General features: G+C 50.5%; 18 protein-coding genes. 6 read left to right on the plus strand and 12 right to left on the minus strand.

Annotated elements, in window-relative coordinates; translation table 11 throughout:
* Positions 1-11: 11 nt before the first annotated feature.
* The 6 genes from GFB57_RS20985 to ahpC all read right to left on the minus strand — a co-directional run bounded on the left by GFB57_RS20985 (position 12) and on the right by ahpC (position 6,666).
* Positions 12-779 (minus strand): DmsC/YnfH family molybdoenzyme membrane anchor subunit, encoded by a 768-nt coding sequence (locus GFB57_RS20985; protein WP_003022097.1) that lies wholly within the window; start codon positions 777-779, stop codon positions 12-14.
* Complete coding sequence (locus GFB57_RS20990; RefSeq protein ID WP_003022094.1) at positions 779-1,336, minus strand: 4Fe-4S dicluster domain-containing protein; 558 nt, start codon at positions 1,334-1,336, stop codon at positions 779-781. The genes GFB57_RS20985 and GFB57_RS20990 overlap by 1 nt, the downstream gene beginning before the upstream one ends.
* Positions 1,333-3,609, minus strand: a complete 2,277-nt coding sequence (locus GFB57_RS20995; RefSeq protein ID WP_003022090.1) for a molybdopterin-dependent oxidoreductase — start codon at positions 3,607-3,609, stop codon at positions 1,333-1,335. The genes GFB57_RS20990 and GFB57_RS20995 overlap by 4 nt, the downstream gene beginning before the upstream one ends.
* Positions 3,606-4,160, minus strand: a complete 555-nt coding sequence (locus tag GFB57_RS21000; protein WP_003022087.1) for a molecular chaperone TorD family protein — start codon at positions 4,158-4,160, stop codon at positions 3,606-3,608. Before GFB57_RS21000 ends, GFB57_RS20995 begins: the two co-directional genes overlap by 4 nt.
* A gap of 222 nt (positions 4,161-4,382) precedes the next feature.
* Positions 4,383-5,948, minus strand: coding sequence for an alkyl hydroperoxide reductase subunit F (ahpF, locus tag GFB57_RS21005; RefSeq protein WP_003022085.1), 1,566 nt, complete (start codon positions 5,946-5,948; stop codon positions 4,383-4,385).
* Positions 5,949-6,102: 154 nt separating this feature from the next.
* On the minus strand, positions 6,103-6,666 hold the full coding sequence (gene ahpC, locus GFB57_RS21010) for an alkyl hydroperoxide reductase subunit C (protein WP_002894394.1): 564 nt from the start codon (positions 6,664-6,666) through the stop codon (positions 6,103-6,105).
* 366 nt (positions 6,667-7,032) lie between these two features.
* On the opposite strand from ahpC, the gene dsbG reads away from it, so the two are divergent.
* From dsbG to GFB57_RS21030, 4 genes are all read left to right on the plus strand, one after another.
* Positions 7,033-7,779, plus strand: coding sequence for a thiol:disulfide interchange protein DsbG (gene dsbG, locus GFB57_RS21015; RefSeq protein ID WP_003022082.1), 747 nt, complete (start codon positions 7,033-7,035; stop codon positions 7,777-7,779).
* A gap of 204 nt (positions 7,780-7,983) precedes the next feature.
* Entirely contained in the window at positions 7,984-8,904 is a 921-nt protein-coding gene (locus tag GFB57_RS21020; RefSeq protein ID WP_003022079.1) for a LysR family transcriptional regulator, read from the plus strand.
* Positions 8,905-9,054: 150 nt separating this feature from the next.
* A complete protein-coding gene (locus tag GFB57_RS21025; RefSeq protein WP_003022074.1) occupies positions 9,055-10,278 on the plus strand; it encodes a phosphoadenosine phosphosulfate reductase in 1,224 nt (407 codons plus the stop codon).
* Positions 10,263-10,880, plus strand: coding sequence for a ParB/RepB/Spo0J family partition protein (locus GFB57_RS21030; protein WP_003022071.1), 618 nt, complete (start codon positions 10,263-10,265; stop codon positions 10,878-10,880). Before GFB57_RS21025 ends, GFB57_RS21030 begins: the two co-directional genes overlap by 16 nt.
* Here the strand turns inward: GFB57_RS21030 and GFB57_RS21035 are convergent, their stop codons facing one another.
* Positions 10,881-12,041, minus strand: a complete 1,161-nt coding sequence (locus tag GFB57_RS21035; RefSeq protein ID WP_003022068.1) for a pyridoxal phosphate-dependent aminotransferase — start codon at positions 12,039-12,041, stop codon at positions 10,881-10,883. It lies immediately after the preceding gene.
* A gap of 131 nt (positions 12,042-12,172) precedes the next feature.
* Here GFB57_RS21035 and GFB57_RS21040 point away from each other — a divergent pair, with 131 nt between their 5' ends.
* Positions 12,173-13,261, plus strand: a complete 1,089-nt coding sequence (locus GFB57_RS21040; RefSeq protein WP_003022066.1) for an oxidoreductase — start codon at positions 12,173-12,175, stop codon at positions 13,259-13,261.
* Positions 13,262-13,375: 114 nt separating this feature from the next.
* Here GFB57_RS21040 and GFB57_RS21045 read toward each other — a convergent pair whose 3' ends face one another.
* On the minus strand, positions 13,376-13,573 hold the full coding sequence (locus GFB57_RS21045; protein ID WP_003022064.1) for a YbdD/YjiX family protein: 198 nt from the start codon (positions 13,571-13,573) through the stop codon (positions 13,376-13,378).
* Between the two features lie 63 nt (positions 13,574-13,636).
* Entirely contained in the window at positions 13,637-15,742 is a 2,106-nt protein-coding gene (gene cstA / locus GFB57_RS21050) for a pyruvate/proton symporter CstA (RefSeq protein ID WP_003022061.1), read from the minus strand.
* A 593-nt stretch (positions 15,743-16,335) separates the two neighbouring features.
* Between cstA and GFB57_RS21055 the strand changes: the two genes are divergently transcribed.
* Complete coding sequence (locus tag GFB57_RS21055) at positions 16,336-20,655, plus strand: autotransporter outer membrane beta-barrel domain-containing protein (RefSeq protein WP_048231815.1); 4,320 nt, start codon at positions 16,336-16,338, stop codon at positions 20,653-20,655.
* Between the two features lie 44 nt (positions 20,656-20,699).
* On the opposite strand, the gene entH is transcribed toward GFB57_RS21055, so the two are convergent.
* Genes entH through GFB57_RS21070 form a run of 3 tightly spaced genes read right to left on the minus strand, consistent with a single transcriptional unit; the run spans position 20,700 to position 22,728 of the window.
* Positions 20,700-21,113 carry a proofreading thioesterase EntH gene (entH, locus tag GFB57_RS21060; protein WP_003022055.1) on the minus strand — a complete coding sequence of 138 codons (414 nt, stop codon included), beginning with the start codon at positions 21,111-21,113 and terminating at the stop codon, positions 20,700-20,702.
* Positions 21,114-21,115: 2 nt separating this feature from the next.
* Positions 21,116-21,871, minus strand: a complete 756-nt coding sequence (gene entA, locus GFB57_RS21065; RefSeq protein ID WP_003022049.1) for a 2,3-dihydro-2,3-dihydroxybenzoate dehydrogenase EntA — start codon at positions 21,869-21,871, stop codon at positions 21,116-21,118.
* The gene (locus GFB57_RS21070) at positions 21,871-22,728 is read right to left on the minus strand and encodes an isochorismatase (RefSeq protein ID WP_003022045.1); all 858 of its coding nucleotides are present in this window, start codon (positions 22,726-22,728) and stop codon (positions 21,871-21,873) included. Before GFB57_RS21070 ends, entA begins: the two co-directional genes overlap by 1 nt.

Raw genomic sequence — 22,728 nt, forward strand, 5'->3', positions numbered from 1 at the left:
TTACCTCACGATCAATACAAATGACCGATATTCACGATGGTGCTGATCGTATCGCCAAAGAACGTCAGACGACTCAGGAATATGCCAACAAACAGCAGGACAAAAAGCGCTTTTGCGCGACGCTCTCCCTGACGGCTTAGCACAAAGGCCACCGCCAGACACACCAGACTCGCCAGATAAAGCGGCGACGTCAGCCAGGCATGCGCCGTCATCTGCATGATGGTGCCGCCGCTTAGCCAGATAATGGGCGCGGCGATCATGACCGCCATACACACAACAATCCCCTGGCGCAATGCGGCAACGGCAGGTGCAAGTTTAAGCAGTGGAATCGCCGCACACCCCATCACCCACACCGTGATAAAGAACAACAGCATTGTCAGACCGTTGGCGATCGCCACCATTGCCGGGGCAGCATAGGTCATCCCCTGCACCACCACCAGCGCGATACCGAGAACAGAGGCCAGAACAGCTGGCGCTTTGTGCCCTTTTGCCAAAAACGTCACCCCGACCGCCGCACCGTATAAGGTGGCGCCAAGAATTTCACGGCTCAGCCAGGCGTGCTGCAGGTTAATCAGGGCATCGTAGGCGCGATCCGGATGCGCAAGGTGCAGGATCGCTGCCACGGACGCCGCCGCCAGAACCAGCCCACTTACCAGCCAGTACAGGCGCTTGCTTTCCAGTTTTCCTTGCAGCGTGCGTAGCGTCAGAATGAGCGTGATCCCAACCGACATCTGGCTCAATACGGTAAAAATGACCAGCGGAAGTTCATACTTTTCCATTACTTACCCTCCGGCTGCTTCGGCTGACGCGCAAGGATAAAACGCGTGCCAGGATTAAGCTGCGGCATACGCGGGAATCCTGGCGGATACTGTACGGCATTGTCAGGTATAGGATCGGCATCCAGATCGATAAGCGTCAGCGCACCTACCGGACAGGCATTTACACACGCCGGTTGCATACCAACGTCAAGGCGCTCGTAGCACATGCTGCATTTTTCCGCCTTTTTCGTCTCTTCATTAAAGCGCGGCGCACCGTATGGACAGTTGCGGATACAGTTTTTGCATCCAATACAGCGCTCCGGGTTATGCACAACGACACCATCTTCACGTTTGGTGTACGCCTCTACCGGACACGCCGCCAGACAGGCCGGGTTTTCGCAGTGGTTACAGGCCAGCGAATAGAACGCCCGCTCTTCATGCGGATAAATTTCTTTATCCAGCGGGTAGACATAGCGCCAGAAACGTTCAGGTTCCAACTGGTTAAAACTCTTACACGCCATTGCACAGCCACGGCAGCCGATGCATTTATCGCTATTAACTAAAAACGCGCGTCTCATGCCGCTGCTCCTTCATTTCCTGACAAAGTAATATCTACAAATTGACTGTGAATAGCCGCGCCTGGCGCGCCGGTTGCCATTTTCCCCATATCGGCTGGCGTATCTTTCACCACATTCTGTACGTTGTAACTAAGCTTATTAAACCAGGATTCATACATCACCAGGAAATCTTCCGGCACATTGGTGGTGATTTTGGCACGCAGCTCAACATGACCCGCCTCGTTGAAGACTTTGACATGAGCTCCCTCAGTGATCCCCTTTTTCTGTGCGGCAGACGGGTGGATGTAAACAAAGGGTTCTGGCCAGAAAACCTGCATCCAGTCCAGATTGACAAACTGCGAGTGCAGGCCGTACTGAAGATGAGGTGTGAACAGATGGAACGGTAACGCCCCCTGCGCACCCGCTTTGTATTCCGGCAATGCCGTATGCCCATTTTCTGCACAGCGTTCTGATTTGAATTCGTACTTGCCCGATGGCGTTTTGAATTTACGATCGTACCAGGCTGCGGTACTGACCATTTTTGCTTTGCGCGGTCCTTCCAGCAGGTCATCCCAACCCGCAATGCCAAACTGTTTGCCCATCCCCTCGTTGAATTCCTGATCCAACCAGCGTTTGGCATCAAACTCCTGCGGGAAAGTACATGAACCAGCTTCCAGTTTATTGATGGTTTTGGACAGCAGCGCCGCTATTTCCGGATCGCTCTTGCACTCATACAGCGGTTTAATAGCCGGCTCATTGACGGACAACCAGTAGTGCCAATAGGACGAAGAGACATCCCATTGTTCAAAGGTTGTCGTGACAGGCAGCACGATATCCGCATGCTGGACGGTTTCGTTGAAGAACTGGTCGACACAAACCACCATTTCCAGTTTCTCAAACGCTTTAATCATCTTGTTGCGGTCAAAATCCTGAGCAAACGGATTTTTAGAGGCTACCCACAGCATTCTTACCGGCGGCTCACTGGCGTCGAGGATCCCTTGCGCCGTCTGGTTGATATTCAGCGCACGATCGGAAAATTCGCTCTTCTCTCCGCTATCGCTGACAAACTCGCCTACCGGACCACCTGCACCTTTCATGCCGACAGAACCGGCAGGCGGCTTTTGCATCATTCCATGGTAGTTATAGCCCCATGTCTGCAAATGGCCGTAGCGAGCGCCACCGCCTTCAATGCCGATATTGCCGGTCATTGCCACAAAAGCATCGATCGCACGGACGTTCGTGCCGCCGTTGACATGGCGCTGCATACCGTAGCCAATCCACACGGTGGCAGGATTAACGGCGGTAAATTCTTCCGCCAATTGACGAATAACATCAGCGGAAAGACCACAGATCTCAGCGGCCCACTCAACGGTCACACTGTTGCGCAGATAGGCTTCGAATTCCGGGTATCCGTGGGAATAGTTATTGACGAAATCCTGATCAACCAGACCTTTATCCACCAGATGACGCGCCATACCCAGCGCCAGAGCGCCATCTGAGCCTGGACGGACACGCAAGTAGAGATCGGCTTTCGCGGCAGTCTGGGTTAACAGCGGATCGATAACGACCACTTTTGCGCCTTTTTCCCGTGCCTGATAAACATATTTCATGGTGTGCATTGAACACCAGGCAGGGTTAGCCCCCCAGATAATGATGTATTTGGCTTTCACCATATCTTCCGGGTCGTTACACCACATGTCGCCCATGTCGTAGTTTTGCGCGTCAATACCGGCTGGCCAGCAAGGTGTTCCGGCAAAACGCGTGGTGTAACCCAGCGAAGACATCATCCCTTCAACGGCATAACCCATCACGCCGAGGTTGCCTGAGTATTTTGACAGCGCCAGACCCAGCATTGAGCCGTCTTTCTTTTTGATTTCCAGCATCTTGGTCGCAATACGCTGCATGGCGTCTTCCCAAGATATACGACGCCAGTTCCCGCTGCCGCGAACATCCTGAACCATCGGATATTTAATGCGGTCCGGGCTATATACCCGACGCGGGTAGCTCAGTCCCTTCACACACGGCGTGCCATGGGTAAACGTTGACTCAGGCGCACCCTCCACAAAGGTGATGACGTCATCCTTCACCCAGGTTTTCAGGCTACAAGTGTCATAGCAGTTACGCGGACAGGCGTTACGATAGATTTTGTAGGTTTTGGGGTTAAATGGAATGGGCGGTTGCGCCAATGCACAGCGTGAAGTCAGCAATCCCCCAGGCAGGGCTGCGACCGTGCCAAGGGCAATCAACCCTTTCAAAAATGAACGTCTGTTCAGAACTCCCGGTTCATTACTCATACTGATACTCTCGTTTTTAATTCATCAAGCCAAGAAGACAATCTTCCAGCTACGTTTTTCAACGTGGCGGTTTGTGCATTTATATTTATTTTTTCTATATACTCGGGCACCCACACCGCGACATACTCAGATGCATATCGAGTAAGGGTCACCTGGTATTCTGACGATGCTCTGGAATTAGCTGATAATAAAACCGCCAATTCCAATACACAGGAAATATGATCATCCGGAATATTATTCCCGACATTTATAGATAACCCTATATTTGCCATGAATTCCCGAATGCTAAGGGTTGATTTACCCATTACAAGGGCATCTTCTTCAAGATAAACCGAAGCAAACGGCGCGGCCTTTAGCTTCTGCGGTCCGACAAACAGCGCATTGAAGTCGTACTCCGCTTCCAGCCACTCCTGCTCTGTTAGCGCCGAGGCATTTGTATCTAAAGCTGAATAAGCCGCTTTCAGCGTGCAACTATCGTGAGAGATAAAAAAATCACGTAACAATAACCCTGTCGATTCAAAGATCGTCAGGGTTTCATATATTTCACCCATGAATTAACCAACCATTTATTCACACAACAAATGAAAAAATAATGCAGGTTAATATAATAAAGATAACGCCCTCTCTTTCTTTGATAAAAATAATGATCAGGCTAATTAAGTGAATGTTTTATACGGTTTATTGTTTCAAGAATTGACAATTTGAGTATATGGAAATAAAAAACCGCCAGCGGATGACTGGCGGTTTTGACATTGCAGGTGAGTCTTACTTTTTTATGCTACTGTCGTGCGAATCAGATAATCAAACGAACTCAACGAGGCCTTCGCGCCTTCACCGGTCGCGATGATAATCTGTTTATACGGTACGGTGGTGCAGTCACCGGCAGCGAAAACACCTTTCACGCTGGTTTCGCACTTGGCATCGATGATGATTTCACCCATGCGATTACGTTCAACGGCGCCTTCCAGCCAGTTGGTGTTCGGCAGCAGACCAATCTGCACAAAGATACCGGCCAGTTCCACATTGTGAACATCCCCGCTCACGCGGTCACGATACTCCAGGCCAGTGACCTTGCTGCCATCGCCTTTCACTTCTGTCGTTTGCGCATTCAGAATGATGTCGACATTTTTCAGGCTGCGAAGCTTATTCTGCAGCACCTGGTCTGCCTTCATTTCAGGAGCAAACTCCAGCAACGTCACATGTTCAACAATACCTGCCAGGTCGATAGCCGCTTCAACGCCGGAGTTACCGCCGCCAATTACCGCAACACGCTTACCTTTAAACAGCGGACCATCACAGTGCGGGCAATAGGTTACACCTTTGGTGCGATACTGATCTTCGCCCGGAACGTTCATGTTGCGCCATTTCGCGCCGGTGGCGATGATAATGCTACGTGCTTTCAGCACCGCGCCGGAGGCTGTTTCAATCTGATGCAAACCGCCTTCCTGCGCTGCCGGGATCAGTTTGCTTGCGCTCTGGCTGTCGATCACATCGACATTATAATCATCAACGTGTGCTTTCAGCGCACCTGCCAGTTTCTGACCTTCAGTTTTCGGTACTGAGATGTAGTTTTCAATATCAACGGTATCAAGAACCTGACCGCCAAAACGTTCGCCCATCAGACCGGTGCGAATGCCTTTACGTGCAGAGTACACCGCTGCCGCCGCTCCCGCAGGACCAGAACCGACAATCAACACGTCATAAGCATCGCGCTTATTCAGTTCTTCAGCTGCACGTTTTTCTGCGCCGGTATCCACTTTCGCCACGATCTCAGTCAGCGTCATACGACCCTGGCCGAACTCTTGGCCGTTCATAAATACCGCCGGAACGCCCATCACGTTACGATCGGTGATTTCGTTCTGGAATGTACCACCGTCAATCGCCGTATGTTTGATACGTGGGTTCAGTACCGACATCAGGTTCAACGCCTGCACCACGTCCGGGCAGTTGTGGCAGGAAAGCGAATAATAGGTTTCAAATTCAAAATCACCGTCGAGATCGCGGATCTGCTCCAGCAACGCCTGCGCCTCTTTTGACGGATGACCGCCGGTCCACAGCAGAGCCAGCACCAGAGAGGTAAACTCATGACCCAGCGGAGAACCGGCAAAACGCGGTCCCTGGTGAGAACCGGGATTGGTAATCAGGAACGATGGCTTACGCACCGCCAGAGTATTGTCTTCTTTAAAGGTGACTTTTTCTGACAGTTCAGCAATTTCAGTCAGCAGTTCCTTGATTTCTGCCGATTTAGCGCTGTCATCCAGCGTAGCAATCAGCTCAACAGGTTTGGTCAGTTTCTCAAGATAAGCCCTGAGCTGGGTTTTCATATTTGTGTCGAGCATTCTTCTTCCCTCTCTGAAAACATCATCATGCAAGCCGATTTTGCGGGACTGCATTAATGCAACTTGCGTCATGGTGCTGGAATAAAACAGGCGCAGATTTGCGCCTGTGGAATGCCGGATGCACTACGTTTATCCGGCCTACAAATTATGCGACTTAAATCTTACCAACCAGGTCCAGAGATGGAGCTAAGGTTGCTTCACCTTCTTTCCATTTCGCCGGGCAAACTTCACCTGGGTGAGAAGCGACATACTGTGCAGCTTTAATTTTACGCAGCAGGTCAGATGCATCACGGCCGATACCTTCAGCAGTAACTTCGATTGCCTGGATGATACCCTGCGGGTCAACAACGAAGGTTGCGCGGTCAGCCAGACCTTCATCTTCACGCATGTTGTCGAAGTTACGGGTCAGGGCGCCAGTCGGGTCGCCGATCATCGCGTATTTGATTTTCGCGATGGTCTCAGAGCTGCTGTGCCATGCTTTGTGGGTGAAGTGGGTATCAGTAGATACGGAATACACATCTACGCCCAGTTTCTGCAGTTCTTCGTAATGGTCTGCAACGTCACCCAGTTCGGTCGGGCATACGAAAGTAAAGTCAGCCGGGTAGAAGAAGAAGACGCTCCAGCGACCTTCGGTATCTTTCTCGGTTACTTCGATGAACTCACCGTTTTTGAACGCCTGGTTTTTGAAAGGTTTAATTTTGGTATTAATCAAAGACATCTGTACTTCCTCCGTGTTTTCGTTGAGAGATAAGTTAACGAAAATCTCTTAGCAGGGCTAATGCGTTTCCTTTATCAAATCAATAAGCGTTAACTAACAACTTACTCAATCGAACCTAAAAGACAAAAGTAAAAAAGGCCCCCTATGCAGGGAGCCTCATTACCCGAGCTACCCGCAGGTAACGTCAGTGCCAGCAGGGCTGGCTATGTGTTGCGCTCTACATTACCTTAACAAAGGTCGTAACAGCGATGGGGATTACATCACCCAACTCAAGAAAGGGCAATCGACGGACCGTCGATCTTACCTATGGCTGCGATAGGTTTTGCAATTAAGCCCCCTTTCCTGCTGATTTTATAAGGAAAATCAATGTTTAAACGTACCTTACTTTTAACCCTGCTTCCTGCAGTGGTGCATGCCGAAGAACTGCCTGCTCCCGTTAAAGCTATTGAGAAACAAGGCATTACCATCCTGAAGCCTTTCGATGCACCGGGTGGAATGAAAGGCTATCTGGGAAAATACCAGGACATGGGGGTCACTATCTATGTCACGCCTGACGGTAAACATGCCATCTCCGGCTACATGTATAATGAAAAAGGCGAAAACCTCAGTAATGCGCTCATAGAAAAAGAGATCTATGCCCCTGCCGGACGTGAGATGTGGCAGCGAATGGAAAAAGCGTCGTGGATTCTGGACGGGAAAAAAGAGGCACCGGTTATTGTGTACGTGTTTGCCGATCCCTTCTGTCCCTATTGTAAACAGTTCTGGCAGCAGGCGCGTCCGTGGGTAGAATCCGGTAAAGTTCAGTTGCGTACATTATTGGTTGGCGTAATTAAACCTGAAAGTCCGGCCACCGCCGCTGCAATTCTGGCAGCCAAAGATCCGGCCAAAACCTGGCATGACTATGAGGCATCCGGCGGGAAAATGAAGCTGGAAATCCCGGCTTCGGTCCCTGCAGAGCAAATGAAGTTACTGAATATCAACCAAAAGTTGATGGATGATTTGGGGGCCAATGTAACGCCGGCTATCTATTACATGAGTAAAGACGATACGTTACAACAGGAAGTAGGCTTACCGGATAAAGAAAAATTAAACATTATCATGGGAAATAAATAAAAGTAACAAGATGAGTGATTGTTATCGTTCTCATATCAATCACTCATTTAAATTAACTTTCCTGCTGAAAATTACGCAACTTGTGCTATTTTAGCTAAAGTTAATTATTCATTAAGCACACAAACATAAATTTAAAGAATAACTACCATTTAAACTATTCTACAATTGAATTTTTCAATACATTACCATCACAGGAAGGTACGCATGGCTAACCTCTATGACCTCAAAAAGTTCGATCTCAACCTGTTGATTATATTTGAATGCATATATCAACATTTGAGCATCAGTAAAGCGGCGGAAACACTGTATATTACGCCCTCTGCTGTCAGTCAGTCATTGCAGAGACTACGTACACAGTTTAATGACCCGCTGTTTATTCGCTCAGGTAAAGGAATCACCCCAACGACGGCTGGAATTAACCTACATCAGCATCTTGAGAAAAATCTCAACAGCCTGGAGCAGACAATCAACATTATGCATAACTCCAGCCTGAAGAAAAAATTTATTATTTACTGCCCACAACTAACAACAACTATTAATATCGCGGAAGTTATTCATTTTCTCAGAGAAGACTCACATGTCGAAATTGAGCACCATGACATACTCATCACTGCTGAAAGTGCGGAAAACCTGTTGGCTTACAGAAAGGCAGATTTAGTCATTACTACCGCTCCAGTGAGTAATCGCTCGATCATATGCTCGCCATTTAAAACCATCGAAACAGTATTAGTCTGTAACAAAAACCACCCCAGAATTAATGAGAAAACCACGCTTGAAAATATATTAAAAGAACAGTTTACGCAGCTTCTTTCTGAAGACCCGGGCATTAAAGAATATAGGCAACAAACCAAATTCTTTCTGGAAAATCGTGACATTGGTTTCCGTAGCGACTCATTAATAACGATTGCTAACATCATTTCAAATACAGATATCATTGGTTTACTACCAACAGCAATTTATGAGCAATATGCCGGCACATTTAATTTAAAAGAAATTAACACCGAGTTCCCACTACCTAAAATAAATTTATTTTTGATGTATAACAGAGCGTCACTCAATAATGCTGGGTTTGACGATTTCATTAAAAAAATAGACGGCAAGCACAGCCTAAAAACTAACAAGTAGACCTTTATCAATTCATTTTGAATTTGTATGAATGAATGCGATTCAAAATAATTATGAATACATTAAAAAAGTTGCACCCAATAAAAATTAGCATATCTTATTGTCAGCATTTGTTATTATTTTGAATAATAATTCTGATATGAGTTCAATATGTCTGTTTATAAAATCCCGCTTGGTCAAAACGTGTTGGAAGCCGCTCTGGAGCGCATAACCTGGACACTTGAAACCCTACCTCGTGTTTGTGTCTCCTTTTCCGGCGGGAAGGATTCAGGGCTAATGCTACATCTGACAGCCATGCTTGCACGCCAACTGCATAAAAAAATAAATGTGTTGTTTATCGATTGGGAAGCACAATTCTCCTGCACTATCGACTATGTAGGAGCTCTACGTGAACATTATGCCGATGTCATCGAACAATTTTATTGGGTGGCCTTACCGCTCACTACCCAAAATTCACTGTCACAATTTCAACCCGAATGGCAGTGTTGGGAGCCGGGTACACAATGGGTTCGCCAGCCGCCCGCAGATGCCATAACCGATCCTGAATATTTCTCCTTCTATCAACCCGGCATGACTTTTGAACAATTTGTTCGTGAGTTCGCTGACTGGTTTTCAGAGAAACGTCCAGCCGCGATGATGGTGGGCATCCGCGCCGATGAGTCATATAACCGCTTTGTTGCCATTGCCAACTCGCAAAAACAGCGCTTTGCCGATGATAAACCCTGGACTACAAGCGCCCCCGGCGGACACACCTGGTATATTTATCCTCTCTATGACTGGAAAACCGCCGATATATGGACCTGGTTTGCAAAAACCAGAATGCCGTGTAATCCATTATACAATCTAATGTATCAGGCTGGTGTTCCCACGCGCTACATGCGTATTTGTGAGCCCTTTGGCCCAGAACAGCGTCAGGGATTATGGCTATATCATGTCATTGAACCCGAGCGCTGGGCAGCTATGTGCACCCGCGTCAGCGGTGTTAAAAGCGGGGGTATTTATGCCGGTCATGACAACCATTTTTACGGTCATCGGAAAATACTTAAACCAGAACATTTAAGCTGGCAGGAATATGCCATGCTGCTATTGAACAGCATGCCGGAGACTACCGCAGAGCATTACCGCAATAAAATCGCCGTCTATTTGCAGTGGTATAAGAAAAAAGGCATGGATAATATCCCGCAAACTCAAGAAGGCGATATTGGTTCGAAAGATATTCCTTCATGGCGACGTATCTGCAAAGTCCTGTTGAATAATGACTACTGGTGTCGGGCACTTTCATTCAGTCCAACGAAACCCAAAAACTACCAACGCTATAACGAACGTATGAAAACAAAACGCCAGGAATGGGGAATCTTATGCAACACCGACTAACTCAGGAACTCCTCGGCTTTCTTTCTGGCCTGTCAGAAGAAGAACGAATTGAAGCCATCAATGAATTCAGACGGGCGATACACAGCGTCAGTCCCTTTCGCGAGGAACCCGTAGACTGCGTACTTTGGGTTAAAAATGATCACATTTCACCCAATGACTACAACCCCAATAACGTTGCGCCGCCGGAGAAAAAGCTGCTGCTGAAGTCCCTTGAAGCAGACGGGTTTACACAGCCCATTGTGGTGGTTCACTCAACGGCAGAGGAATACGAAATTGTCGATGGTTTCCACCGCCACGAGTTAGGTAAAGCCAAAGCCTCACTGAGGCCCAGGCTTAAAGGATATCTGCCGGTTGCCTGTTTAGAACGAGAACGCCATGAGCGTATGGCGGCGACCATTCGCCACAACCGCGCCCGTGGGCGTCATCAAATCCACGCCATGTCCGAGATTGTCCGCGAGCTATCGCAACTGGGATGGAGTGAAGAAAGAATTGGCAAGGATCTCGGCATGGACAACGACGAGGTGTTACGCCTGAAGCAAATCAACGGTCTGCAAGAGTTGTTCGCCGACCGTCGATTCTCCAAAGCCTGGACGGTGAAATAGCTACAGCGACACCAGACGTTCAGCTGCTGTTAACAGCGTCGATTCTTGCTTGGCAAAACAGAGACGAATCAGTTTATGCGGGAAAGGATCGGCGCAGAACACCGACAGCGGTATCGCCGCAACGCCCACTTCAGTGGTCAGCCACTGGCAAAATTCCACGTCGTTAAGCGTGGAAACGGCGCTGTAATCGACCAGCAGAAAATACGTGCCTTCACACGGCAGAATTTCCAGTCGGCTGTCACGCAGCGCGTTCACCAACACGTCGCGTTTTTTCTGATAAAACGCAGGCAGCTCGCGATAGTGTGCAGGATCTTCTCGTAGCATATCCGCCAGGGCCAACTGAGCCGGCGTGTTGACGGAAAACGTCAGATACTGGTGTACCTTGCGCAACTCAGCGCTAATGGCGGCTGGCGCAACGCAGTAGCCAATCTTCCAGCCGGTCATATGGTAGGTCTTACCAAACGATGAAACAGCAACAGCGCGTTCCCGCAGGTCTGAATGTGCCAGCACACTGGCATGCCCTTGCCTGGCGAAACAGATATGCTCATAAACTTCGTCGCTGATGACAAAAATCTCGCGTTCTTGAATTGCTTGCCACAGCGCGTCAAAATCGGCGTGATGCCACACGGTGGCAGAAGGATTATGTGGCGTGTTCAGGATAACCAATCGGGTACGGTCGCTGAGTAAGGCACTAAAAGCCTGCCAGTCGACGCGAAAAGACGGTGGTTGCAGTGCGATACGTTTAACCACCCCGCCGGATAATTCAACCGCAGGCGCATAGCTGTCGTAGCTCGGGTCAAAACAAATCACCTCATCACCTGGGCGCACCAGCGCAGTGATCGCGGCATACAGCGCTTCTGTGGCCCCCGCCGTGATGGTCACTTCACTATTCGCGTCGGGTTTGTAGCCGTACAGGTCTGCCGTTTTATCCGCGATGGCTTCGCGCAGCGCCTGCACGCCCGTCATCGGTGCATACTGGTTTGCACCGTGCGCGACGTGATACGCCAAACGCTCCTGCAAAAAGAGCGGACCGTCAAAATCAGGAAATCCCTGCGAGAGATTAATGGCCTGATGCTGCTGCGCCAGCGCACTCATTTGCGTGAAGATAGTAGTGCCCAGGTTAGGCAGTTTGCTTTGCGGAATCAGCGGGTTATTACTCATTATTGTTATCCCAGCGTGTGATGTTGTGGTTGAAGCCACTATAACACGATGCTAGTATTTGGCAATCAAGACGTTCAGACGTCTATATAAAAATAACCTGCCTGGACAGGACAGCCAAAGGACAACACAACATGAGTAATACCGAGATTCGCGTCGTCACCGGCCCGGCCAACTATTTTTCCCATCCCGGCAGCCTGTCGAGACTCAACGACTTTTTCACTGCCGACCAACTTTCACGCGCCGTGTGGGTTTATGGTGAGCGTGCTATCGATGCGGCCCGCCCTTATCTGCCAGAGACATTTCATCTCGCCGAGGCTAAGCGCCTGCTGTTTACGGGACATTGCAGCGAAACCGATGTTGCTCAACTGGCAAAAGAGTCGGGAGAGAATCGCAGCGTGGTGATTGGCGTGGGCGGAGGAACATTGCTCGACACCGCTAAAGCGTTGGCCCGTCGTCTGGATCTGCCGTTTGTCGGTATTCCTACGATTGCGGCGACCTGCGCTGCCTGGACGCCGCTCTCCGTCTGGTATAACGATGCAGGCCAGGCGCTGCATTTTGAAATTTTCCCTGATGCCAATTTCCTCGTTCTGGTCGAACCCGAGATCGTTCTCAATGCGCCAGAGGAATATCTACTGGCGGGGATCGGCGACACGCTGGCGAAGTGGTACGAGGCCGTCGTGCTTGCGCCTCAGCCAGAAAACCTGCCATTAACTGTTCGTCTGGGTATCGATGCCGCGCAGACGATCCGCGACGTCCTGCTGGAAAGCAGCGAGCAGGCGCTGACAGACAAACAACAAGGCTCGTTAAACCGCGCGTTTTGCGATGTAGTGGATGCGATTATTGCCGGAGGCGGCATGGTTGGTGGTCTGGGCGAGCGCTACACCCGCGTGGCGGCGGCACATTCTGTTCACAATGGCCTGACCGTCCTCCCACAAACAGAGAAGTTTTTACATGGCACTAAAGTGGCGTACGGCATCCTGGTGCAGAGTGCGTTGTTGGGACAAGATGACGTGCTGGCGCAGTTAATTACCGCCTATCAGCGCTTCAACCTGCCAACCCGATTAGCTCAACTGGACGTGGACATCAATAATCGCGCAGAAATCGACAAAGTGATTACGCACACCCTGCGCCCGGTGGAGTCCATTCACGCCCTGCCGGTAACGTTAACGCCGGAGACACTGCGCGCAGCATTCGAAAAGGTAGAGTCGTTTACGGTATGATTAGGGTATGGGATGCCTGATAGCGGCTTCGCCTTATCAGGCCTACGACGACTAATTATAACGGCAAATGCGATGTTGTAGGCCGGATAAGCGTCAGCGCCATCCGGCAAAAAATCAACAGCACTTCGCGCCGCCTTTCCCCCCATATCGCGCATCCTGGCGCTCGCGGAAAAATTCTTCGTAGGTCATTGGCGTTTGGTCCGGATGCGTGACGCGCATATGTTCAACATAGTTGTCGTAATCCGGCACACCTATCATTAATCGGGCGGTTTGACCTAAATACTTCCCGGCTTTGGCGAGTGTTTCAAACATAGTGATTCCCTGTCGTACAAACGCCCTCCCCATTCAGGAGAGGGCTCATTGGTTAAGAGAATATTAGTGCGCGCCTTTCGCCTGCGCCACGATCTCTTCGACATTCTCTGGCATCGGCTCGTACGGCGTCTCTTTCGAAGTTGGTTTGTCCTCTTTCAATGCTGCCAGCGCAGTTTTGATGGAGAACAGACCCAGCACCACAACAACTACCATGAAGAAGATGGTGAGACCCGCATCCAGGCGGTTGTTAAACACCAGCTGCGTCAGCTGCGACTGGGTGTACTGCGCCGGAATGTTACCGCTGTCGATCATCGCCTGGAATTTGTTGGCGATAGCCAGGAAGCCGATTTTTGCATCCGGGCTAAACGCTTTCTGCCAGCCAGCGGTCAGGGTACAAATCAGCAGCCAGGCGGTTGGGACCAGTGCCACCCACGCGTAGCGCTGGCGTTTCATCTTGAACAGCACCACAGCACAGAGCATCAACGCCATACCGGCCAGCATCTGGTTAGCAATACCAAACAGCGGCCACAGGGTATTAATACCACCCAGAGGATCCACCACACCCTGGTGTAAGAAGTAACCCCAGGCCAGCACGCACAGCGCCGTCGCCAGCAGGTTCGCTGGCAGCGAATCGGTACGTTTCAGGCCCGGTGACACCACGCCCAGCAAGTCCTGCAGCATAAAGCGCGCAGCGCGTGTACCGGCATCAACCGCCGTCAAAATAAACAAAGCTTCAAACAGAATGGCGAAGTGATACCAGAACGCCACATCCATCATGCCACCCAGTGCGCCATGCAGAATGTACGCCATCCCGACGGCCAGCGTCGGCGCACCACCTGCGCGGGAGATAATGGATTGCTCACCCACTTCATTGGCGATTTGGTGCAGAGTATCTGGCGTAATAGCAAAGCCCCAACTACTGACTACCTGTGCCGCAGAAGCCACTACATCAACCGTGCCCGCAGGAGCCAGCACCGCCATCGGGCTGTTCATCGCAAAGTACACGCCCGGATCGATGATGCACGCGGAAACCAGCGCCATAATGGCGACAAAGGATTCCATCAGCATTCCACCGTAGCCGATAAAGCAAGCCTGCCCTTCATTCGCCAGCATCTTCGGCGTGGTACCGGAGGAGATCAGCGCATGGAAGCCAGATACCGCACCACATGCAATGGTGATAAACAGGAACGGGAACAAGTTACCGGTCCAGACCGGGCCAGTACCGTCAACAAACTTGGTCAGAGCTGGCATGGTCAGCGTCGGACGCATGATCAGAATCCCTACCGCCAGACCAACAATGGTGCCGATTTTCAGGAAGGTAGAGAGGTAATCACGCGGGGCCAGCAGCAGCCACACCGGCAGCACGGCGGCGACAAAACCGTAGCCCACCAGCATCCAGGTCAGCTGTACGCCGGTAAAGTCAAAGTACGGTGCCCAGGTCGGGCTTTCCGCTACCCAGCCACCGGAAATAATGGCAAACACCAGGAATACCAGACCGATGACCGACACTTCACCAATGCGGCCCGGGCGCAGATAGCGCAGGTAAATCCCCATAAAAATCGCCAGCGGGATAGTGAACGCTACGGTGTAAGTTCCCCACGGGCTGTGGGTCAGCGCTTTCACGACAATCATCGCCAGTACCGCGAGGATAATCACCATGATCATAAAACAGGCCACCAGCGCAATAACACCCGCCGTAGGGCCCATCTCTTCTTTCACCAGTTCGCCAAGGGAACGACCATCGCGACGGGTAGAAACAAACAGCACCATGAAGTCCTGCACCGCCCCTGCCAGTACCACCCCGGCGAGCAGCCAGATCATACCCGGCAGGTAGCCCATTTGCGCCGCCAGCACCGGTCCAACTAACGGACCCGCTCCGGCAATCGCCGCAAAATGGTGACCAAACAGTACTTTTTTATCGGTGGGTACATAATCCAGACCATCGTTATGACGCACGGCTGGCGTCATACGCGTCGGGTCCAGCGCCAGTACATTTTTCGCGATGTACAGGCCGTAGAAACGGTAAGCGATAAGGTAGACACAGACTGACGCCACGACTATCCACAACGCGTTGATCTGTTCACCACGATTTAACGCAATATATCCCAGGGCAAATGCTCCGATAACGGAGAGCAATGTCCAGAGGAGGTATTTCCCTGATTTATTCATAGTTGTTGTCCGTTTGCGTGATCCAGAAAGATGTTACATTTTGTTTCTATAACATCTTTCCTGATTTTAACAACCTGACAACCACATAAACCTGAGACATCACTGACTATTTACATTGCATTGTTAACTGGATCACCTTTGCTACAACTATAGCTGAAACAATTACGTTACTTATGCGGCTGGGCCAGCGTTTTGCTTGCCCAGGAGGCCAATTACAGAATTCATCATCAACATAGATACATTTACAGTAAATTATAATTATTTAGCATTTCATCACTCTGGCGATGTGCCCTTATTTTAAAACCATAAGTAGAAACATCCTTAATTATAAAACCATTAATAATCTTAGGATATTCTCATTTTTTATACATGGAATGCTTTTATTAATCCTGATAAATAATCAGACATCAAAAGCTACCTTTAGCGATACCCCCTACCTATAATCCAATGCAACATTGATTAAGTGAAATTACATAAAAATATCACCACCACCTTCTAACATATATTTAAAAAGCATACATAGAAACATCCAAAATCATTTTACGCAGAATGTTATTCATTAATAGCGGCATAATTTTATAAGGATATAAATAATGAATAAATGCTATCGCATTGTCTGGAATATCGCGCGAAACATGTTCATCGTCGTGTCAGAACGCTCTCGTGGCGATAACCGGGTACGAACCACCGTTGCCGGGGTGCTTTTATCAACCGTCGGCATCATGACCAGCGCCGCCCTTGCCGCAGATAAAGGCCCACAGAGCGGAGAAACCATCATCCTGAACAATGGTGACACTATAACATCATTATCAGGAGGGACGGGTATCGATAGCACCGTGACCGGTGGTCAAGGAGTGCAAATTGAGGGTAAGGCATCAATTAACGTTACGGGGGATAGCGGTTCAATCGGCGTTAAACTCGATAACGGTGTGATAAATGATTTAGGAAACGATACACAGATTAACGTAACCGATACCGGTTCAACCACTACAAACTCAACAAATGGTGTTTACATTAATAAAGTAAATCCAGGTACTCGCATCGATGCCAACAACCTATTAATTAACGTTGCCAGTAACAACACCGCCTATGGTGTTTATATTCACGGTATGGATTCATCTCTCGACTTCGGGCAAGGAAGCAAAATCAACGTTGAATCCCAGAACGGAAATAGTACCGGTGTCTTTTTCTATGATGGCGGTAATACATTCACCATGGATGGCGGCTCCATTCATGTCACCTCCCACTCCGCCGGTAAAGCGACGGGTATCGATACCTCCAGGGCAGAGAAAACCACGCTCAATCTGGGAGACAACACCCACATAGAAATCAACAGTGGTACCGAGAGAGGCAGTGGTCTCTATTTCGGCAAAGATACAACGCTCAATGCGAACGGCCTGGTTATCGATGTCACAACGGCAGACTCAGCAAATACCGTGATGATTTATGGAATCCAGACAGGGTCAAACAACCATATTAATCTGGGTGAAGGCAGTAAGATAACGCTCTCCACTCCAGGTGGAACGGCCTATGGATTGACGTCAGGAAGGGGAAGTCAGATCGCTGCTAATAACCTGACGATCGATGTATCCACTACCTCTACAGAACACACAAGTGGCCGCGGCGCAGACATCTCAGGCAACATCGACTTTGGCCACGACTCGACCATAACCGTGGCAGGCTTTTCCGAAGGATATGGTCTGTTTGTCGGAGATTATTCGGCGACAAAAAAAGAAGACGTCACTGCCGCTGCACATGCCGAAAACCTGACAATTGAAGTGACCGGCGGCAAAACCGAAGGTATCCGTATAGAGGGAGGTCTGGTAGATCTCGGTTCCTGCAGTTCCATCAGCGCCACCGGAACGGCATCAACTATTTACCTCACTGGCCGAGGATACGGGGAACTTGACGCGGATAACCTGACGGTAAAAACAGCGCAAGGAACAGCGATAACAGCCCAAAGTAGCATGTATGCCACCGTCGTTAATATTGGTGAAGGCAGTACGATCGACGGACGAAGCGACACCGCCAAAACGTACGGGCTGATAGCCAATACATCTTTTTCTGACCCATCAACGATCAATTTCAACGGTTCTCAGGATAATCGAAACACAATTTATGCCTCGGGAGGCTATGGCGCATCAGCACAATTTAGTGGTTCAACTATTAATATCTCCAATACCGACATCATTATGAACGGAGCCAATTCCTACGGGCTTTCGGCTATAGGCGATAACAGTTTTACCCGCGCAGGCATTATTAATGCCAGCAACATGAACATCGACATGACAGGAGCCATCAACGCTTCTGGCGTTATGGTTCAACAGGGCGGCATCGTCAATCTGAGTGGTGACACAACGATTAAAACCAACGACGATGGAATCGCTATCTGGGTACCTAAAGTGTCGTCCGGCAGCAATATATTGCCCGGTGGCACCATCAACGGTACGGGAAAAAAGACGATTATCGGCGACATCGTTAACAGCGGCTGGGGATATATCAATCTGACAATGGATGCGGGATCTTATTTTGAGGGCGCAACATCCATCAATCACGACTTTAACACCCGCGGCCTGGACTCTGAGCTTAGCCTTACGCTCGCCGATCAAGGAAAATGGCTCGTTACTAACAGTTCAACCCTGACATCGCTGGACAATGCGGGTACCGTAGAACTGGCAGCCGACAGCACATTACATGCTAATAGCCTGACGTTGCTGGAAAGTAGCATCCTGAATGTTGATCTTAGCGCAGCAGCCCTGGCCAGCGCCAATAGCGCACCATTGATTACCGGGGGTGAGATTGCGTTAGGCGGTGATTTACATATCAGTAATAGCGGCAATGCGCTGGATATCGGCACATTCACCTCTGACGCTCAATTACAAGACATTGAAACTATTACGTTGATTGATACAGACACTGCAATCACCGAAGATTTTGCCAGCTTATCAACGGATACTGACTCAATACCGGATTACCTGTCAGTATTCGGACAAATCAGCGCCACAGATAACACCCAATACCAATTGGGTGTTGGCCTGAGCTGGTATGCCGGACAGTCTGGCTCCGTCGCCACCCCTGCTCACGGCACATTCACCCTCGATGGCGGCAAGCAGTTTACTGTCAATAGCCAACTGGAAGACGTCGCATCAGACACGCGCAGCGGTTGGGACGGTAAGAGCCTGACCAAAAAAGGAGAAGGCACACTCACTCTGACGTCGAATAACACCTATAGCGGTACCACCGCCGTGCAGGAGGGGACGTTATGGCTAACAGAGACAGGCGTTATTGGTGCCGCAGGCAGTCAGCAGTATGTCACCGTCGGGCAAGGTTCAACCTTAGGTGGCAATGGCGCCGTTAACAGCAACGTGGACAACGCTGGAACATTACGCTTTGGCGATAATACTGCCGCCCAAAGCGGTTTTATCATAAACGGTAATGTCACCAACAAGGGCAGTATCGCAAGCTCCGGGACGACGCCGGGCAATACATTGACTATTAACGGCAACTACACTGGCACTGGCGGTAACCTGACACTCAATACTTATTTAGGCGACGATAGCTCGCCGACCGATGAACTGATTGTAGCGGGTGACGTGGACGGTAAAACCACGCTGTACATCAACCAGGCTGGAGGGGAAGGCGCATTCACCGACCAGGGTATTGAAATTGTGAATGTTGGCGGTACATCAACAGATGATGCTTTCTCGCTGGGCAATCGGGTCCTGATTGGGCCGTACGAATATCGCTTATACGAAGATAATGAAAATTGGTATTTACGCTCACAGGCGGAGACACCCGATGACGGGGGAGATATTACTCCTGTCGATCCTGACGACGATGGCAGTGACGTAACCCCTGTCGACCCCGACGACGGCGGCAGCGACGTAACCCCTGTCGACCCCGACGACGGCGGCAGCGACGTAACCCCTGTCGACCCCGACGACGGCGGCAGCGACGGTAAACCATCAAATCCACAATACCGTGCCGATATCGGCGCTTATCTGGGGAATCAGTGGCTGGCTCGCGAGCTACAAATGCAAACGCTTTTCGACCGTGAAGATAGCCAGTATCGTTCACATGAAGGCGACTTATGGCTACGTGTAAAAGGCGGAAACACGGACTCTACTGCTGCGGATGGAAATGTCGACATGGACAGCGATTCCGTCCAGTTCCAACTTGGCCGGGATATCGCCACCTGGAACAACGGTCAGCAAAGTCTGACGCTGGGACTCATGGGAAGCTATATCAATGGCAGTACAGATAGCACAGGAAACCGCGGCGCAGATGGCAGCCAGTTTTCAGCCACCGGAGATATCGACGGCTACAATTTGGGCGTTTACGCAACCTGGTATGCTGATGCTATGCGTCATCGTGGCTGGTATGTCGACAGTTGGTATCAATATGGTTTCTACGATAATAGCGTTGAAAACGGTGATGCAGGAACAACACATTACGACTCAACCGCCAACGCGCTCTCTCTGGAAAGCGGCTATCGATATACGATGGACTTCGCCAGTAACCAATCGTTAAGTCTGATACCGCAATTACAGGTTGTCTGGCAAAGCTACAAAGCGGACAGCGTGCAAGCACACAATACGCGTATTGACGGTCAAAATAGCGAAAACTGGACCACTCGCCTCGGTCTTCGCGTCGAGGGTTCGTCACCGACAACCAATGCGGTTCTTCAGCCATTCGCCGAAGTCAACTGGCTACATATGACCGATGATATGGCGGTATCCTTTGATAACTCAGCGGTAAACCTGGATCTTCCCGCCGATCGCGCTGAAATAAAACTCGGGATCCAGGCCGCTATCAACAATCAATGGAACATTAGCGCGCAGGCAACAGGGCAGAAAGGAAACAACGATTTCAGCGATCTCAGTGGCAGCGTTAACCTGCACTATAGCTGGTAATCTACACAAAAACGCGTCTGGTATGCTCAGACGCGTTTTATCTTTCACCCCATCACCGCCGTGCCTAAACGGCAGGTGCAACAGCGTCGTCCCTGCTCATCAAAGATGACGATTTCCCAGCTTTGATTTTGACGCCCAAGATGCAACGGCTGACAAACGCCGCGTACTTTCCCCTGCGATACCGCCCGATGATGCGTGGCGTTTAGTTCCGTCCCCACCACACACTGCCCGTCACGCGTCATCAGATAACCCGCCATCGAACCTAACGTTTCCGCCAGGGCCGCCGACGCGCCGCCATGCAGCAGGCCAAACGGCTGATGCGTTCGGCTATCCACCGGCATTTCGGCTTCCAGCACATCATCACCCAGTCGGGTATAGACCATTCCCAGATGCGCCACCATCGTGTTCTGACTGGTGGCATTGAGTTCATCCAGCGTCAAATGACGTTTCCAGATCATCGTCATGCCCCCAGCGTGGAACCGCCGTCCACCACGATATCCTGTAATGTAATGTGGCTGGCCAGATCGGAAGCGAGGAATAAAATAGTGTTGGTGATCTCTTGCGGCCGGGCGATTTTCCCCAGCGGAATCCCAAGCTTAAACTGCTCGCCAAATCCACGAATGCGCTGTTGCTCCGCGTCATCGCTGACCCACAGCGTACGCTGCATGTCGGTATCGGTCGAACCCGGAGAAACCACGTTACAACGCACACCGCTGCCTGCCAGTTCAAGTCCGACGGTCAGCGCCAGGCTTTTCAACGCGGCCTTTGAGGCACCGTAAGCACTCATGCCGATACGCGGCGTGTGCGCCGCATCCGACGCGACGGTCACGATCGCCCCGCCCTGCTGGCGACGAAACTGCGCCATCGTCTGCTGAAACAGATTGAACGCCCCGCCAACGTTAACCGCAAACGTCTGCTGCCACTCCTCAGCGCTTAGCGCATCGGTGGCACCCATACGCAAAATACCTGCGGCATTGACCAACACATCCAAACGCTCGCGCGCTTTGAGGACGCGCTGGCACACCTCAGCTACCTGTCCGGCATTCGCCACATCCAGCACTTCGGTCGTAAACGGGTAGTTATCCTGAGGAAATTCGCGATCGAATCCAGTCACCTCAGCACCTGCATTCGCAAACGCCAGCGCCGTGGTGTAGCCAATCCCTTTTCCCGCCCCGGTTACCCAGACGGTTTTCCCGGCAAAATCAAATCCGGCCATTACTTCACCTCGCGGGAGAGCAGAGCCCACCATGCGTCAATGGTCGGTTTTTTCGCCAGCATCACGAAATCAATGTCACCATGAACCTTACGCCAGCGCGCCGCCAGCGCCATCATGCGCACGGAATCCAGCCCATAGTCGATCAGGTTTTCGTCATCCATCGGCTCTTCGGACTCATCCAGCAGCGGCAGAATAACGCTGCGCAACGCATCTTTACTGGCCGGAACCGGCGTCGGTAATAATTCCTGGGTCATAACCACACGCCCGGAACGTCCCGCCACGTATTTCAGCGACATCAAGTGTTCATCACGGCTAAAGTCCGCCAGCGCATCGGCAACCATAAACGGCTTGATGTCACGCATGAAAGCGTCCGTTGCGGTGGTCATACAGCCAATATGCGCATACACCCCGGTGATGATCAGTTGATTACGCCCGGTTTCCTTGAGCATCTGTTCAAGCGGGGAACGATGAAATGCGCTATAACGCCATTTCACCAGAATGGTATCCGCTTCATCCGGCGCCAGCGCCTCAACGATCTTTTGTTGTTCCGGCGAACGCGTCAGGCCCGGTCCCCACATATCATTGAGCAGAGCGCGGTCTTCATCACTCTGCTCTTTCGGTTGAGCGGTGTAATAAACCGGAATATTATGCTCTTTGCAGTACTGGCGCAGAGCGGCGATGTTCGCGACGACCTGCTCCATCATCGGACAGTTATCGCCCCAAAAGCCGATAAAATAATCCTGCATGTCGTGGATCAGCAGCGCGGCGCGTTCAGGGTCAAATGCCCAGTCGACTTTGTTCACCGGAACATCGAGCGCCGTTGGTAGCGCATAAGCCTGCAGTTTAGGAATTGCCAT

This window comes from Citrobacter sp. S39 (assembly GCF_009495675.1).
GTDB classification, from domain to species: Bacteria; Pseudomonadota; Gammaproteobacteria; order Enterobacterales; family Enterobacteriaceae; genus Citrobacter; species Citrobacter freundii.

Coding starts and splice junctions, on each gene's coding strand:
- GFB57_RS20985 (WP_003022097.1), bottom strand. CDS start 779: ATGGAAAAGTATGAACTTCCGCTGGTCATTTTTACCGTATTGAGCCAG.
- GFB57_RS20990 (WP_003022094.1), bottom strand. CDS start 1,336: ATGAGACGCGCGTTTTTAGTTAATAGCGATAAATGCATCGGCTGCCGT.
- GFB57_RS20995 (WP_003022090.1), bottom strand. CDS start 3,609: ATGAGTAATGAACCGGGAGTTCTGAACAGACGTTCATTTTTGAAAGGG.
- GFB57_RS21000 (WP_003022087.1), bottom strand. CDS start 4,160: ATGGGTGAAATATATGAAACCCTGACGATCTTTGAATCGACAGGGTTA.
- ahpF (WP_003022085.1), bottom strand. CDS start 5,948: ATGCTCGACACAAATATGAAAACCCAGCTCAGGGCTTATCTTGAGAAA.
- ahpC (WP_002894394.1), bottom strand. CDS start 6,666: ATGTCTTTGATTAATACCAAAATTAAACCTTTCAAAAACCAGGCGTTC.
- dsbG (WP_003022082.1), top strand. CDS start 7,033: ATGTTTAAACGTACCTTACTTTTAACCCTGCTTCCTGCAGTGGTGCAT.
- GFB57_RS21020 (WP_003022079.1), top strand. CDS start 7,984: ATGGCTAACCTCTATGACCTCAAAAAGTTCGATCTCAACCTGTTGATT.
- GFB57_RS21025 (WP_003022074.1), top strand. CDS start 9,055: ATGTCTGTTTATAAAATCCCGCTTGGTCAAAACGTGTTGGAAGCCGCT.
- GFB57_RS21030 (WP_003022071.1), top strand. CDS start 10,263: ATGCAACACCGACTAACTCAGGAACTCCTCGGCTTTCTTTCTGGCCTG.
- GFB57_RS21035 (WP_003022068.1), bottom strand. CDS start 12,041: ATGAGTAATAACCCGCTGATTCCGCAAAGCAAACTGCCTAACCTGGGC.
- GFB57_RS21040 (WP_003022066.1), top strand. CDS start 12,173: ATGAGTAATACCGAGATTCGCGTCGTCACCGGCCCGGCCAACTATTTT.
- GFB57_RS21045 (WP_003022064.1), bottom strand. CDS start 13,573: ATGTTTGAAACACTCGCCAAAGCCGGGAAGTATTTAGGTCAAACCGCC.
- cstA (WP_003022061.1), bottom strand. CDS start 15,742: ATGAATAAATCAGGGAAATACCTCCTCTGGACATTGCTCTCCGTTATC.
- GFB57_RS21055 (WP_048231815.1), top strand. CDS start 16,336: ATGAATAAATGCTATCGCATTGTCTGGAATATCGCGCGAAACATGTTC.
- entH (WP_003022055.1), bottom strand. CDS start 21,113: ATGATCTGGAAACGTCATTTGACGCTGGATGAACTCAATGCCACCAGT.
- entA (WP_003022049.1), bottom strand. CDS start 21,871: ATGGCCGGATTTGATTTTGCCGGGAAAACCGTCTGGGTAACCGGGGCG.
- GFB57_RS21070 (WP_003022045.1), bottom strand. CDS start 22,728: ATGGCAATTCCTAAACTGCAGGCTTATGCGCTACCAACGGCGCTCGAT.